This is a genomic window from Burkholderia stabilis (assembly GCF_001742165.1).
Lineage (GTDB): Bacteria > Pseudomonadota > Gammaproteobacteria > Burkholderiales > Burkholderiaceae > Burkholderia > Burkholderia stabilis.
The window spans coordinates 227,736-241,795 of record NZ_CP016442.1 but is presented as its reverse complement, the minus strand read 5'-3'; the positions used below and the strand labels follow the sequence as shown (position 1 = coordinate 241,795).

The 14,060-nt window shown below is 68.1% G+C and carries 19 protein-coding genes; 4 read left to right on the top strand and 15 right to left on the bottom strand.

What is annotated here, in order from left to right; all coding sequences use genetic code 11:
- Positions 1-29: 29 nt before the first annotated feature.
- The 4 genes from BBJ41_RS01165 to BBJ41_RS01155 all read right to left on the bottom strand — a co-directional run bounded on the left by BBJ41_RS01165 (position 30) and on the right by BBJ41_RS01155 (position 2,001).
- A complete protein-coding gene (locus BBJ41_RS01165; protein ID WP_069744963.1) occupies positions 30-569 on the bottom strand; it encodes a hypothetical protein in 540 nt (179 codons plus the stop codon).
- A 51-nt stretch (positions 570-620) separates the two neighbouring features.
- A complete protein-coding gene (locus BBJ41_RS01160; RefSeq protein ID WP_156814720.1) occupies positions 621-1,163 on the bottom strand; it encodes a hypothetical protein in 543 nt (180 codons plus the stop codon).
- A 204-nt stretch (positions 1,164-1,367) separates the two neighbouring features.
- Positions 1,368-1,535 (bottom strand): hypothetical protein, encoded by a 168-nt coding sequence (locus tag BBJ41_RS40160; RefSeq protein WP_156814719.1) that lies wholly within the window; start codon positions 1,533-1,535, stop codon positions 1,368-1,370.
- Between the two features lie 4 nt (positions 1,536-1,539).
- The gene (locus BBJ41_RS01155) at positions 1,540-2,001 is read right to left on the bottom strand and encodes a hypothetical protein (RefSeq protein ID WP_069744961.1); all 462 of its coding nucleotides are present in this window, start codon (positions 1,999-2,001) and stop codon (positions 1,540-1,542) included.
- 479 nt (positions 2,002-2,480) lie between these two features.
- On the opposite strand from BBJ41_RS01155, the gene BBJ41_RS01150 reads away from it, so the two are divergent.
- Positions 2,481-2,690 (top strand): hypothetical protein, encoded by a 210-nt coding sequence (locus BBJ41_RS01150; RefSeq protein WP_069744960.1) that lies wholly within the window; start codon positions 2,481-2,483, stop codon positions 2,688-2,690.
- A 141-nt stretch (positions 2,691-2,831) separates the two neighbouring features.
- Positions 2,832-3,065, top strand: coding sequence for a hypothetical protein (locus BBJ41_RS01145; protein WP_069744959.1), 234 nt, complete (start codon positions 2,832-2,834; stop codon positions 3,063-3,065).
- Between the two features lie 63 nt (positions 3,066-3,128).
- Here the strand turns inward: BBJ41_RS01145 and BBJ41_RS01140 are convergent, their stop codons facing one another.
- Both BBJ41_RS01140 and BBJ41_RS01135 read right to left on the bottom strand, forming a co-directional pair.
- The gene (locus BBJ41_RS01140) at positions 3,129-3,446 is read right to left on the bottom strand and encodes a hypothetical protein (RefSeq protein WP_069744958.1); all 318 of its coding nucleotides are present in this window, start codon (positions 3,444-3,446) and stop codon (positions 3,129-3,131) included.
- Positions 3,447-3,508: 62 nt separating this feature from the next.
- Positions 3,509-4,177, bottom strand: a complete 669-nt coding sequence (locus BBJ41_RS01135; RefSeq protein ID WP_069744957.1) for an LPD29 domain-containing protein — start codon at positions 4,175-4,177, stop codon at positions 3,509-3,511.
- Positions 4,178-4,807: 630 nt separating this feature from the next.
- Here BBJ41_RS01135 and BBJ41_RS01130 point away from each other — a divergent pair.
- A complete protein-coding gene (locus BBJ41_RS01130) occupies positions 4,808-5,311 on the top strand; it encodes a hypothetical protein (protein ID WP_069744956.1) in 504 nt (167 codons plus the stop codon).
- A gap of 69 nt (positions 5,312-5,380) precedes the next feature.
- Here the strand turns inward: BBJ41_RS01130 and BBJ41_RS01125 are convergent, their stop codons facing one another.
- Positions 5,381-5,704, bottom strand: coding sequence for a type II toxin-antitoxin system RelE/ParE family toxin (locus tag BBJ41_RS01125; protein ID WP_069744955.1), 324 nt, complete (start codon positions 5,702-5,704; stop codon positions 5,381-5,383).
- Complete coding sequence (locus BBJ41_RS01120; protein ID WP_069744954.1) at positions 5,704-5,979, bottom strand: CopG family ribbon-helix-helix protein; 276 nt, start codon at positions 5,977-5,979, stop codon at positions 5,704-5,706. Before BBJ41_RS01120 ends, BBJ41_RS01125 begins: the two co-directional genes overlap by 1 nt.
- An 855-nt stretch (positions 5,980-6,834) precedes the next feature.
- Between BBJ41_RS01120 and BBJ41_RS01110 the strand changes: the two genes are divergently transcribed.
- The gene (locus tag BBJ41_RS01110) at positions 6,835-8,502 is read left to right on the top strand and encodes a hypothetical protein (protein ID WP_156814718.1); all 1,668 of its coding nucleotides are present in this window, start codon (positions 6,835-6,837) and stop codon (positions 8,500-8,502) included.
- Positions 8,503-8,557: 55 nt separating this feature from the next.
- Here BBJ41_RS01110 and BBJ41_RS01105 read toward each other — a convergent pair whose 3' ends face one another.
- The 7 genes from BBJ41_RS01105 to BBJ41_RS01075 form a co-directional block, all read right to left on the bottom strand.
- Positions 8,558-9,340 (bottom strand): ankyrin repeat domain-containing protein, encoded by a 783-nt coding sequence (locus BBJ41_RS01105; protein ID WP_069744951.1) that lies wholly within the window; start codon positions 9,338-9,340, stop codon positions 8,558-8,560.
- Positions 9,341-10,498: 1,158 nt separating this feature from the next.
- On the bottom strand, positions 10,499-11,062 hold the full coding sequence (locus BBJ41_RS01100; RefSeq protein ID WP_069744950.1) for a hypothetical protein: 564 nt from the start codon (positions 11,060-11,062) through the stop codon (positions 10,499-10,501).
- Positions 11,063-11,159: 97 nt separating this feature from the next.
- Positions 11,160-11,852 (bottom strand): hypothetical protein, encoded by a 693-nt coding sequence (locus tag BBJ41_RS01095; RefSeq protein ID WP_069744949.1) that lies wholly within the window; start codon positions 11,850-11,852, stop codon positions 11,160-11,162.
- A gap of 14 nt (positions 11,853-11,866) precedes the next feature.
- On the bottom strand, positions 11,867-12,643 hold the full coding sequence (locus BBJ41_RS01090; protein ID WP_156814717.1) for a hypothetical protein: 777 nt from the start codon (positions 12,641-12,643) through the stop codon (positions 11,867-11,869).
- A 46-nt stretch (positions 12,644-12,689) separates the two neighbouring features.
- Positions 12,690-13,199, bottom strand: coding sequence for an ankyrin repeat domain-containing protein (locus BBJ41_RS01085; RefSeq protein WP_069744947.1), 510 nt, complete (start codon positions 13,197-13,199; stop codon positions 12,690-12,692).
- A 13-nt stretch (positions 13,200-13,212) separates the two neighbouring features.
- On the bottom strand, positions 13,213-13,566 hold the full coding sequence (locus tag BBJ41_RS01080) for a hypothetical protein (RefSeq protein WP_069744946.1): 354 nt from the start codon (positions 13,564-13,566) through the stop codon (positions 13,213-13,215).
- Positions 13,567-13,571: 5 nt separating this feature from the next.
- The gene (locus tag BBJ41_RS01075; protein ID WP_069744945.1) at positions 13,572-14,060 is read right to left on the bottom strand and encodes a hypothetical protein; all 489 of its coding nucleotides are present in this window, start codon (positions 14,058-14,060) and stop codon (positions 13,572-13,574) included.

Here is a 14,060-nt window from a genome sequence, read left to right as displayed (position 1 = left end):
TCCTCCCGGTTCGGTTCTGGCCTCCGCCTTTACGGCTTCGGGTCGTAAACGATGCCGTACTCCGCCCCCTCCCCGTTCTGGTCCGGCGGGACCACCACGATGTAGGTGTCCTTGAACACGCCGCGCCATTCCTGGACACCGTTGTGATCCGTGAAGTCGGGCAGGCCGACGGTCTCGCTCGTGCTGTCGCTGAACACCTTGGCGTACCGCGCGTCGGCAAACGAGAGGATCACCCCGTCGATCGTCCCATTGTGCGTGGTGACGTCGGTCGCGCCGAACACCAGGCGCCCGGCCCCGTCCTTCACCGGCGGGAGCCCGTGGACCTCTGCGGTGCCGTAGCCGTCGATCTCGGGGGCCGTCAGCACGCACGGCGCGGTGGCGGTCGACGGATCGCCCTTGCACTCGTGGAACGACGCGATGCGCACGCCCATGGGAACGCCGTTGAGCGTCAGGTGGCCGTGGGCGTCACGTTCCAGCAGCCGCAGGGACGGGTCCGAGGGAGCCGCGTGCGCGGTGCCGAAGGTCAGGCCGGCCAGGGCCAGGATGGTGGCGAGGATGTGCTTGTGCATGATGGTGAAGGTCTCCTATGGTTGAGTTTCCTCTCTGAATCCGGTGGTTGATCAACGCTGGTAGAGGGTGATGAACGAGGTGCCCAAGAGGACGACCGGGCCACGGCCCGGATCCCAACCGGTGAAATCGTCCTCCATAAGGGTCGGGATACCGAGCACCTGGCTGGTCTCCAGGAAGGTCTTGTAGGTCGACGCGGAGGCGATGTGAGCCGTCACATCTTTGATGACGGTGGAGCTGATGCTCGTAGTGACCACCATGCTCGTCACCTTCGGGTGGCCCTCATCGTCCTTGCGCACCCCGAAGCCGTACACGTCCGACTTCAGCTCTTTGGCCCCGTCGTAGGGACGCGTCAGCGGCGTGTGGCAAAGGGACGTCGCCTTGTGCGGATCCCCTTCGCAGGCCGGCATGGCATCGTCCAGCGGCACGCCAAGGGCAACCTCGTTCAAAGTCCGGTGACCGTCGCTGTCGTGCCCGATCAGCGTTCCTCGGACGGTGTGGATGTCTTGCGTGGCGTTGGAGGCGGGAGCCGCATACGCGGTGCCGAGGGTTAGGCCAGCGATGGTCAGGGCGATCGTGAGGATGTGCTTGCGCATGATGGTGGTGGTCTCCAATGGTTAGGTGGTTGGGATCGTTCGTGTCGTTGATCGGCACGAAGCCGTGCGTGGCGTCCTGTATGCGATGTGGTCCTGCTCTGTCCCTAACCTAGCGGGTCTTGCACGCTGGTCAAGACCCTGCGGCGGGATTTTTAGCTGTGCCATGGCACGGACACGCCGAAGCGCTCGGGGCCCGTGCCGTGGTCACAGCCGTACCCTCGGACGCCGAGCCTGTTCCTCCTGCACCAGGGCGGCCAAGGCCTCGCGCTCGGCGCGGATCTGGTCCGCCCGGTGCGCGTCGTGCTCCGCGAGGATTCCCGCGAAGCCCTGCTGCAGGTCGTCGTTGGCGAGGAGGTCGGCCACGGTGCTCATCGGGTCAGGCCGCTTCGAGCACGGGTTGAGCGAAGGCCTGGGCCGCGCGTTCCGCGACGCCGTCCAGGCGCCCGAGGACCTCCGCCGCGAACTGGCCCACGGGGCTGGTGCGGCCGGAGCCGCGGAGGTAGTGGTGCTCGAGCTGGTCCTCCTGATGGCCGTCGCCCTCGAACCGGAAGCGCTCGCCAAACATGAGCGTGAGCTGGAACAGGACCCAGGCCAGGCCGCTCTCGTCCGCCGGTGCCCGCGACACGCGGCCCTGGTCGTCCGTCTGGTAGGTGATTCCGTATGTCTTGCCGGCGATGGTGATGGTGGTCTCGATGCTCAGGCGCGTGGCGTTCAGGGCAAACACGCCCCCGTCGTCGTACCCGTGGTCGCGCTCGTCGGCGGGGACGGCGATCGAACGGGCCCAGGCCAGTTTGGCGCTGGCGAGGATGGATTGAAGCTCTTGCGGGTTGGTCGGCATGGTGGGTCTCCAGGGGGCAGGGCTTGGTGGTTCGCGTGCCCTATCCATTCAACCTAGCGGTCCGATGCGTTCGTGTAAAACGCACCTGTCATAAACCGGGGCCGGCCCGCTCGTTTCCCCGATGGCATTTCTTCATCGGGTACGGCGAGGCTATAGCATGGAGCCGTGCCAAGGCACGGGTTGAGGTCGGACGGGGTCGCGGGAGGAAAACCGGAGGATTCAGGCGGGGAAGGAGGTGCTGACGCCCAGGGTGCGGAACGCGAACGATGGCCCAGGCCACGGCGCGCAGCGGGGTTTCCCCGCCCTTGCCTCCGGCGGGTTTTGACATTGGCGCTTGGTGCCGGGTTTTGCCCGTGAGGGGGTTGCCAAGCCCGTAAATGCTGCTAGGTCTGGAGGTAGGTGCTCGGTGGCTCCCCACCGACGTCAACGGCCCTGCCCATCCGTCGCACCGTCCCGGGCTCACGCAATAGGAGGAGACCATGCTCAACGTCAACGTTTTGACCTCGATCGACCACCTTCTGACGGTGCTGCTGCCCTTCGTGGCCGTGGCGCTGGTCGTCCTGTTCACCGTGCTCAACGTCGTGAAGCAACGCCGGGAGCGTGAGCGCCGCGAAGACGCGGTGTGGGCCCAGATTGCCCAGGACAGGGCTCATCAGAAGAGGATCGCCGTGAACTTCGACGACCTGTGATCGCGTGACCTTTCCCGATCATGTAGCGGCCCACCCGGGCCGCTTTTCGTTGGTCACGCCACCGTGTTGACTTGTCGCCAAGAACCGCTAGGTACAGGGAGACGGCCCCACCCGGGGGCCACCCACTGGAGGAGAAGACCCATGCTCGCAACCGTTGCAATCGTTCTGGCGGTCGTCGCCGGCCTGTCGATCACCGTGTTCGGCGTGCTCCCGAAACGCCGGAGCGCCAAGCGCGAGGCCCGTGCCGCGTACGACGCGGAGACCGCCCGCCTGGCGGACGACGTGGCCGCGGCCGAGGCCAACAAGGCGAAAGCGGACCAGGCGGTGCTGGACGCGCTCGGTAACCCGCTGGTCGGGGACGCCACGCGTCACTGACCGACGTGCAGCACCATGCAAAAGCGGCCCACCCGGGCCGCTTCGTTTTGCTGCTGGTGCTGCTCACCCGTGGCACGGGCACGGGTCCCCCCGTTCGTTGTTGCAGCCCGAGCAGTTCTGCATGTCCACCAGCTCGTCGTACCGGTCCCAGCCGTCGAGCCATTCGCGTTTCAGTTCGGGGACGTCCGCGAAAAACGCGGGCACCGGGATGTCCTCCCCCGTTTCGTGCGCACGTGCTGCGTCTTGCCAGCCCAGGGCCTGGGCGTCGACCAGCGAGGACCAGGTCTGGTCTTCCCCGTCGGGGTTGGCGATCAGGGCGAGCTTTGCGAGGACGTACTCGCACCGGGCTTCAAGGTAGGGATTCGTGCTGGTGTAGGCCATGATGGGGTTCTCCGGGGATGGGGTGCGGGACCGTCAAACCGTAGCGTGCTGTCCCCTTGGGTTCACGCTTTCAGGGGCTTGCGCACGAACAGGCCGGTGGCCGTGGCGCTGCGCGGGTAGCCCTGGACGTCGGTGTGGTCGTGCAGAGCGTTCTCGACGTCCGTGTGGAGGGTGTTGCCGGCGAAGTGGACACCGTAGAGAGCGACGGCCACCAGGGCGCCCTTCTTGAAGCTCTCCACCGTCAGCAGCTTGCGGGTCTGCGGGTCCAGGCGGCCGACGTGGCGATGGGCCAGGCGCTGCAGGACGCTGCCCACCAGGCCGTCGGAAAACTTGCGTTTGACGGTGATGCGACCAGCGCCCAGGCGAACGCGTTGCGGGCCCTGCGCGGTCAGCCGGAAGTGCTCCACCGGGGACGTGCCGCCCCACTGGCCAGGGGTCGCCGATTGCAGCGGGAGGAGGAGTTTGTTCACCTGCTGCTCGCGGGGACCGTCCGTCCATTCGACGCGGAGCCGTGCGCCGTTCGCGTCGCGTTGGGTCTTGACGTAAAAGCCCGTGGCCGGGAACGCCTCACGCAGCACCTGCTGGACGAGCTGGGCCGTCTCGACCAGGGTCAACACCGTTTTCAGCGCTTTCGGTGTGGTCTTGCTGTGAATGCTTGCTGTCTGAGGAGCCTGGGGTGCGGGGAACGCGCGGTTTGCGTTGGTCGTGCGGGTCTGTTGCGTCGTGGCCATGCTGTTTCTCCTTCGCTGGTTGTCTTGCCATCCGTTTCGCCTGGCGCCGAAGGAGACCGGGCGGGCCCCGGACCATGGGTGAGACCAAAGCCGCAGCCCGACCAACGGGAGGGACCGGGTGCCGGCGAAAGCGAAGCGCGCCCATGGGCCATGAGGGGAACGACGGGTCTAGGCGTCCGGTTAAGGCGAGACGGAAGGCAGGCCGGCGAAGGGGTGGGCCACGACGCAACGGGGTAGACCCGCACGGCGCCACCGAGCGGACTCTCCGAGAGGTGGTGCTCCCATCGCGTACGCGACCGCGTGCGCGATCGGCCAGGGGCTGGGAAACGTCAGGTGCTCAGCGCCCAGGTTGGGAAGGTGGTGGTGTCGGGTCGCCCGCGGTGCGGACGAACCGTCCTCCGGCTTTTCCCCGCTGTCCATCAGGCCACCGGCCAGCGCGTGCGACGCGCGCCCGTCTGGTGGTGCCGCCTGGGCACGCTTCTGCCGTGCGAAGGGGCGGCAGGACCTGTGCGTCAGAGGGGGAAAGCCGTGCCGATCGGGATGTGCCAGGGCACGGGTTGACTTCAGCCTCAAACCTGCTTGGTTGAGGGGCAACGGTCCCGGCCTGGGGCCACCTTCTGGAGGAGACCCATGGACTGGACCTTTCGCATGTACCTGGACGCCGGCCTGCTGCTCGTCGGCTGGGCGTTTTTCGTGAACCTGTTTGTGTTGAGCCGGTGCTACCCGGTCACCAAGATCGCCAGACCGGTCTCGCGCGTGATCGCCCTGGTGACCACGGGCTTTGCGCTGTTCGCACCGCCTGTCCCCGGGTCGGGGAGCGCGGTGATGATCACGGTGGTGGCCGTGTGGTGGGGGCTCTACGCGGGCGGTGTGTTGTACCGCCTCTTCACGTACGTCGCCATCGTGACGGGCCAGCCGCCCCGGGCGCTCGAACGCATGGTCGTGCAGGAGGAGTTCGAGCGCACGATGATCAGCCTTGGCCGGCAGGACCTGGTGACCGACACCGCGCTGAAAGTCGGCGGTTTGACGCCCGACGAGCGCAAGCAGGTCTTTCGGGCGGGGGCCAGCGCGATCAAGGCGATGCGCGCCGAGTGGGCGGAAAACTACGAGAAGCGGCGCCGGGAAGAGCGTTGATCGTGGCCCGGGCCACGCTGTACAGCGAAAGCGGGGCTTCGATGCCCCGCTTTTTCTTGGTCGTTCGCTTCAGCGGTCTTGCCGCGTATCCCACACCCGGAGAATCGCGATGCTGGTGGGGTTCGGCTCGTAGGGCGGGATGATCTCGTAGTGGATCTCGTACTCGCCGCCCAGGCAAATGTCCTTGTGGACCTCACGGGCCGGGGGCCCTTCCCATCCGTCCAGTTCTTCCCCGATGCGGTGGCGCAGTTGGATCCCAAGAGCTTTGGCCTCGGCGGTCAGCGCCTTCACGATCTCCCGCGCCTTCGGGGCCCCGTTGATCATCTTCTCGAACTCGAAAATGTTCTGCAGGTCCGACCCAGCTTTGCTGGTGAAAACGACCGGGACGGCCATCACTCACCCACCTTCGGCAGCGGCAGCTCGTGGTCCGTGCCCAGGCTGTCCGCCCAGCGTTCCATGGCATCCATGGAAATCAGGCGGCCGGCCGTCACGTCGTCCAGCCCCTCCTGGATCATCGCGCGCTCGCGCTCGGCCCGGGCCAGGTACGCCACCACCGCCTTGCGGACGATCCACTGCTTGGAGCGGTCCAGCTTCGTCGCCAGGTCGTCCATGCGGTCCACCAGATTCACCGGCAGTTGCGCCGTCACGGTTTTCAATGCTTCAGCCATCGCCCACCTCCGTCTCTTGCGTTTCAGTAGGTTCTATTGTATCGCAATAGCCTAGCTTTAGGTGGGATTTTTTGAGGGAAAATCGCCCGAAAACCCTTACCCCATAAGGCTTTCACGGGATCGCCCGAGGATCACCCCTCCCCTGCAAAACCTGGGTTTCACGGGGTCCCGCCGTCGCTTTGGCCCTGCACCCACCACCAGGGCCCGACCGTTCGGTGAGCCCTTACGGGAACCACGGTGAGCCTTTCCGGGATGTACCACGGGGCCCGATGATGCCGTAACATCGCCGGAGCGCGTCCCGCCGAGCGCCTGCGGGGTGCGACGACCTTGGCGACGAACGACCATGCGAAGCGAGAACGAGACCCAACGCCCCGATCCGGTCCTCCTGGACGACGGGGCCTACTACGTGACCTACCAGGCCGGCGCGGCCACCGGCTTCCTGCTGCGCCGATGCGATGCCCCGAGGGGTTCGAGTGCGTCGGTGGGTTCTCCCATGACCCGGCCCAGGGTTCCTGGTACGCGGCGATCACCACCACCTACGACGAAGAGCGGGACCGCGATCACCGAGTGGTGGGCGACGGGAGCCGCCTGGACGCGATCGGCGCGTTGTGGCGCCACCGGCACGAGGCCCTGACGAAGTACCCCGCGCGCTGACGGGTCGGGTCGACCCCGTCTCGCGGAACACCCCTCCTGGGCGGAGGGCACGAACCCCGCCTTCGGCCTCATCGGCGTCAGCACCGGGGTTGCCGCTCACGCCTCCGGCGTTGTCCTGGGTCTGCGATCCCCGATCGCCCCACGGGTCGAGGTAGACTTTCCGCTCCTCGCCACCCTCACGCCCTGATGGACCGCCCTCGCATGCCCACGACCACCACGACCGACCTCCGAGCCCTGCTCCGTGATTTCCGCCTCAACGATCGGCCGCCGTACGCGTGGGACGACGAGGACGCGGTCCTGATCCGGTCCATCGTCGCCGGGTTGCAGGCCCAGGCCGCTCGGGAGCGGGACCCCTCGCGCTACCAGGCCTGGCTGGTCGATCAGGTGGACGTGCCCAAGACCGCTGCCACGGCGATCGCCGTCGAGCTGCACCCGCTGCTGGACGATGCGCACGCGCTGCTGCGGTTGGTCCATGGCGCGATCGCCAACGGTTCGGACGCGTGCCTCGCCGCGGTGCGGGCGTTCCGGGAGAGCGCCGAGGCCGACGACCTGGTGCATCGTCGTCGCGCGTACGCCGCGCTCGGCCCACGCTTCAACGCCGGGCGCTGGGACGACACCGTGGCGTCCGTCCGCCACGTCGCCACGCGCCTGCGGATGACCCTGCTCGCCCTGGTCGAGACGTATTGCGAGACCGGCTGGGCCGCCCACGATCTGCTGCCGCGCGCCACGGGCGACCAAGCAGCATCGCCCGGTGAACAGGCCCTGCGGGCCGCCCTCGAACGACCCGACGCGTCCGCGTTCGAGGTGGTCGACGCGTTCGACCGCCGGACCCAGGAGCTTGGCATGGCCATACGGCTGACCCACCGGTTCGTGGTCGTGGAGGGCACGGCCATGGTGTGGTTCTTCGCCGCGACGGACCGCCCCTGGACCTGCTCCATCACCGCGGGATCGCTGAACCCGGAGGACGTGCTGGACGTCGCCATGCCCTGCGCACCGGACGGCCACGACCACGAGCCGCGCCTGGTGGTGGCGTCCGTCACCCCAGAGCCCGCGCACCTCCTGGCCCGGGCCACCGAGTTCGCCCTGGGCCGGCGGTTTTCGACGGTCCAGGGCGCGTTGTCCTACGGGCGGCTGGCCTGGACCCCACCCGGGACGCGCGACCCGACGGTGTTTCGACGGGCGAGCTTCCGGACGTACAGCGCCGCGCTCGTGCCGAGCGTCGCGCCCGACGATTCCGCCCGGGACTTCGCCAAGGCGTTGGGCGAGGATCCGGACGTGCGGGACGCGGTCAACGCGTTGCCCATCGTCGCCGACGGGTTCATCGTGCAAATGGCGCCCCAAGGGGCGCTGGACCACGTTCTCCTCGCCGACCTGCGCGTGGTGGGTGCCGTGTCCCCCTGGCAGGACGTCGAGCGCCTGTCGCCTGCGGAACGGTTTGAGCGCGCCAGCGATCGGGTGGTGCGTGCCACCCAGGCCCTGGCCGATGCGATCGTCCGGGACTTCTTCGCGTTCGCCGACGTCAAGGACGAGGAGGACGAGCGCCGTCCGAGCGCGGCCGGCGTGGCGAGCCAGGTCCTCACGCACGCGGTCCGCGCCCTTGCCAATGCCCCGCAGATGGAGGGCGAGGCCCTGGCCCAGCTTCGCGCGCTGCAACCGGCCGCCGACACGTTGCGCGAGGCGTGGGCCCGCCTGGGTCGTTGGACGTTGAGCGAGGAGCTGAAACGCGCGATGACGGACGCGGAGGAGCCCCGCCTGAATCCCGAGGACGTCCACCGCCAGTTGCCCGACGCCCTGACGATTGGGTACGCGGATCAGGCCGCCGGCCTTGAGCCGGACGTATCCCTTCGGGACACCCCACCCGGCGCCTGACGGCACCTTGAGCGGGAAAAGCGAGCCTGCGGCCGGGTGCGCGGGACCCGCGGGTTCACAACCTCCGGCGCGCGCTCGGTTCCGCTCCTGCGGGTGGGTCACCGGCCGCGCCGGCCAGCACCTGACGCTCGTACGCCAACTCCACCAGGTGCATGGCCTCGCGCACCAGCTCCGCATGATCCTCTGCCGGGTTCGCCCAGCCCGGGTGATGCAGCGCATGGGCGGGGTCCGCGCCCCGGCTCAGCAAGTAGCCGGTGGCGTTGACCTGGCCCGAGGTTGCCGCAACGAGGAGCGCGCTCTCGTCGTCGTCCGTGCGCGCGTTCAGGTCGGCGCCCCGCTTCACCAACCGCGCCACCAAGGGCATGACGTCCACGGTGGTGTTCTGGTACAGCGCGCTGAGCAGCGGGGTCCACCCGTTGCCGTCCCGGGCGTTCACGTCCAGCCCTGCGTCGAGCAACGCCTCGACCGCCCCGATGGTGTCGTCCAGGTCCGCCTCCGCGGACCCGCAACGCACGTGCAGGAGCGTGCCGCCGTCGACGACCTGCTGCGGGTTCGCGCCCAGGCGCAGCAGAAGCTCGACGCGCCGCCGATCGTGGGCGTAGCGCAGGGCCACGTTCACGCTGGCCCCGGCCTCGATCATCGCCAACGCCGCGTCCAGGTTCCCCTCGGGCCCGATCGCAACACCGATCAGCGGCGTGTGGGCCTCCACGATCGCGCGGTTGAGGTCGATGCCGACGATGAGCACCTCCCAGGCCAAGCTGGTCATGGACCCGTCGCCTTTGGCGAGCAGGGTCAAGGGATGGTCGTGATCGAGGTCGTGCAGGACGTCGTAGGTCATGGCGGGATCGGCGTGTTGGACAGGTTGTGCCCTGGCACGGGTTACGCCAAGACGCCGTCCAACCTACCAGGCCCTGCCCGTTGCACAACCCCGGTGGCCCGGATCGCCAACCGGCCCGCGGTCGTTTTTGCGCAAAACCGGACGAAAACGTGGGGCAACGCGGCGCGCGCCCGCTTTTCCGTTCCAACCTCCTGGCTTTGCGTTCAAGCCCTGGATGGGCGTTGCGGTGTCCCGTGCTGCAGCTCCACCGTGCCCTTCGGGTGGCTTCGCCCTGTGTGTCCTTCGGACGCCTCCGGCCTGTGCCTGGGTAGGGTGGCCCTGTACGCGGTACGGGTACGGTATTGCTTCCCCTGTACCCGGCAAGTCCCAGGGCTGCGCCCCGGGCCAAGCCGGGCAAGTCTCTCCCCTGCACGGACCACGCATCAGACCGGCACCGGGCTCAACAGCCTGTGACGATCGCGTGGCGCTCGCAGAGAAGACCTTGCCCGACTCGACCCGAACCCGTCCAGAGGACGAGGGGCACATACCGGGGCCGCGATAGAAACGCTCCGCGACTACGGACCATTCAGGGCTCGTTTCGCCCCCGGTGCCGGGTTGGTCCACCGCCACGAGGGCGGCGTCTCTCCGTCGACGCTGTGCACCGTGGCCCGACCGTCGCCGGGCGCTTTCCCGCTCTCGCGTCAAACCCATTGCAGTGCCGAGCCGTCGGGGCAACACGAACCAGGCCAGGTTGAGCACGCCTGGTGCCTTCCGCGGGACGAAGCACTGCTGGGCCGGATCGCACGCATGGTGTGCGGATCAAGATGCGTTGTCCCCGGGGTCGCTGGTCCAATGATGGGCGAGGCCGGTACCGCTCGACAAGCCCGGGGTTGGTTACCCGGCGTCCTTGCACGATCTCCGACGGCTCGACGACGGACGGAGTACGAGAAACCGGATGGTGGGGAACGCAAGAACTTGACCTTCGCTCGGGACCCGCTAGGATGATTTCCGCGGGGCCGAAGTTTGGGTTGCTGTAGGTGCCTTCTACTCAATCCAGTTCCTCGATGTTTCCAGCATCGGGAGCCGCAACCCCAGTCTACGTCGTGCCCCCGCCAGGTCAAGTGGCGGGGGCGTTTTTCTTTCAGGGACCGTGAATCGCTGCGTTGGCGGCCCCTGAGATCAGCCGTGCAGCGACACCCGCACGTCGGTGCCCTGCCCGTCGTTCGGACGGTTCACCGTCAGCGTCGCGCCGTTCGGCAGGACCCAGTGCCCCTCCTCGCTCCACCCATCCTCGGCCCTGTGCCCTGGCACGTAGGAGGTCGCGCCGAACGTGCGCGCGATCGAGCGCTCCGACGCCGGGTCACCGTAGGCTTGGTCGAGCCTGTATGCGACGGCCTGGACCGAGCCGTGCACGACCTCCACGGTCGTCACGCGTGCGCCCTGATTCGGCGTCGTGCCGTACACGTTGTAGAAGCCGTCCCCGGCGATCGCGTCGGTCCGGGGTGGCGTCACCCTATCGAGCACCACGCAGGGCTGGACCGCCGCGTACGGGTCCCCCGAGCAGGCCGGCCCCACGGTGGCGAGCGGGACGCCCAGCGTGATCGTCGGGGCGGTGACCACGCCCGCCGCGTGCGCCCGCGGTGCCGTGGCCGCGGTGGTGATCAGGGCAGTGATCGCCACCAGGCTCGTGGCCAGGGTGCCGAACAGGAAAGCGTTGAAAAAGCGCGCGTGACGGTTGGGCATCGGGGTCTCCTCCTCCGGTTGGGTCGTAAGCCCAACATGACGGGTCGTGCGGGCCTGTCAACACCAAGCCGTGCCAGGGCACGGGACCCGCTCAGCGTCACAACCGGCGACGGCCCCGCTCTGCGCCGCCCGTGCCCACCGCCTCGCCCAGCACCATACCTTGGTAGCGGACCAGCGCCTCCGCGAACAGATCGGCGCGGCGCCCGGGGCGTGAGAGCGGCACCAGGTCTGCGCCGGCGGCGGCCAGGCGAGGCAGGACCACGCCGACCAGGAGCGCCACGCCCTGGTCGTGCTCGATCGGGTCCCCGCCGGGGATGGCGGTCATCACCGTCTCCCACACGGGAACGCTCTGGTCGTTCGACGGGGCGTTCAACGCCTCGGCGGTGCAACGGGCGAGCACCAGGTCCAGCAGGTCCGCGCTGGCCAGCACGCCCTTGACCATCAGCAGCGGGTATGGTGACGCCCCCAGTTCCAGGCCCGCGGCCAGCACGCACGCGTTGCCTTCTTGGGCGCCCAAGGTGGCTAGGCGCGTGCCCAGCCTCGCCTGCGCTTCGAGGGACAACGCGCGCAGCTTGTCCAGGGGAACGTGCTGGGCGTACTGAACGGCGTGGGCCACCGCCAAACGATGGTCGCCCTGGGCGTAACCGCGCACCGTTTCGAACGCGTCCTCGGCGTCCTGGGGCATCTCGTACTCGTCCTGCAGCTTGCGCAACCGGTGCAGGGTTTCGGCCCGACGCGTCGCACGGTCGTAGAGCCGGTTGAAGGTGGTGAGCCAGTCGATGTTCATCATGGTGGGGATTCCAGTTAGAGGCGACGACGGGGACGGTGGACAGGGGGTGCCTCCACCTCGATCTCGGCCGCCGTCGCGCGCAGCTCGATGTCCTCGATGTACTGGCGAATCTCGGCGTTTTCCACGTGGCTGCGCACCTCGTGGAGGTGCGCCCACAGATGAAGCTCGATCCCGCTCACGTCGCCACCTGCGTCCAGAAGCAAGTCAAGACTTGCCATGCACGCAGGGTCGTAGGTCGCATCTTCGGCTGCATGCTGCACCACGTGATAGCCCGGCTCAGCGCCTTCGGCGAGGAGAGCCTTCACCAGCTCCGGGTTCATGTACAGGTTGCGCAACGCAAAGTTCAGCACTTCTTGGCGGAGTTCTCGCAGCTCGGGATGGCTCAACGCCGTGGGAACAAAGTCGGGCTTGAAATGGGCGCCATGGGGTTGGGTTCCACCACGGTGGCCACGGCCACCCTGCACCGCCGCCCGTGCCGCCGCCTCGGTCAACGCCTGGTTGCGCGTGGCACCCGTGGCGCCGGCCGCCAGGTAGGCGTCGAGCAGCGGGGCCCACTCGTCCAGATCGGTGCCCAAGCAAACCCGGTTGAACGCGGCCTGCCACATCGGTTGGCCTGCAACACCTACCGGCGTGAGACGACGACGTTGACCTTCCTTATGGCCCACATCCAGGGCCACGTCGACCTTCAAGGGGGCGTTAAGCCTGGATGCTGACGCCTGGGGCGAGAGCGATTCGACGGCGCGACAGCAGCGGTTGTACCGGAAGCGCTGGATGCTGCTGATGATGGTCATGGTCTCCTCCTCGGTTTGATGGTCCGTGCCAGGGCACAGCATTGGGTCAACGCCGTTGCGGGCGCCTCGGACGCTTCTGGCCGTTGGCCTTGGCGGTGTCGATGGCGAACCTGGTGGCGACGCGCACCAGCTCTTTGTCGCCGTCGGACAGGTGCTCGGCCACGGCCCAGCTCAGGTAGTCGATCGGTCGCCGCCCCTTCGCGTCGGTGAGCAGCGGGTCGGCCCCTGCCTTGAGCAGCAGCTCGATGGTCCCGTCGCCGATGCTCTGCACCACGGCCATGTGCAGCGCGGTACCGCCCCAGCGGACCGCCACCTGGTTCACCGGTGCGCCCGCGTCGAGCAGCAGGCGCACGATCTCAACGTTCCCGATCGCCAGGCCCAACGGGGTGGTGCCCGGGTGCAGGCAACGGCCCGACGGTTCGGTGGTGCGACGCGACAGGTCCGCACCGGACGCGATGACCTGGGCCACCCATTGCGCGTTGCCCGCGTTGATCGCGGCTTCCAGGGCCCAGTCGTCGAGCGGGTAGCCGGGGGCGGTGCTGGTGGTGGTCGTCATGGTGTGGTCCGATTCAGAGGCGCCGGCGGCCCTTCGGTTGTTCGCGTTCCGAGGCGTGCGCGGCCTGGTCCACCGCGGCGCTCAGTTCCCGCCGCTCGTGGTCCAGCTTGGCTTCCGCCCAATCCTCAAGGAGGATGACCTCGCTGAAAAAGCCCAGCCGTCGGCGCATCCCGGCGTAGTGCGGGTCCGACGGTCGGTGCCCCCAGCGCGCGAACACCTGCTCCACCGTTCGAACGGGATCCCCCGCATGAACGACATTCCAACCGAACGCGTCGTCGTCCACGTGTCGCGCGGTCGCCCTCACGTCGTCCATCGCGTCCGGGCGGGTGAGCCAGTCGTCCGGATGGGTTTCACTGGGATGGGTCATGGCGATTACTCGGACAGGTCCACGTCGTCCTCGTCGGACACGTGGTGGCGGGACGGGTAGGCTTTGCGGTGGGCGGCGTTGGTCCGGGCTTCGGTCCAGTGCAGGAGGCCGGCGCTCGCGACGAAGAAGAACAGGACCAGTGCCACGCTGCAGGCCAGCGCGCCAAGGTTGAAGGCCAGACCGTGCAGGCCCATGGCCAAAAGGGCGTACTTCGTCCCGCACACCAGCAAAAACGTCGCCCATAGGGCGGTCGACCAAGCGAACGCAAGCGACCGGATCCAACAATCGAACGACCCGTGGTCCTCGTCGAGCATCCACCGCTGAAACGGTGCGGTCAGCCAGAAGCCCAGGAACAGCGAGAGCCAGGCGGCCACGCCGATGACGTTGGACTCCGTCGCGGACCAGAGATGGACGAACGGTGGCATGTTGGCCACCGACAGGACCAGCGTCGGGATCAGGGCCAGCCAGCGGAGGGGCAAGCGATTGTCGATCAT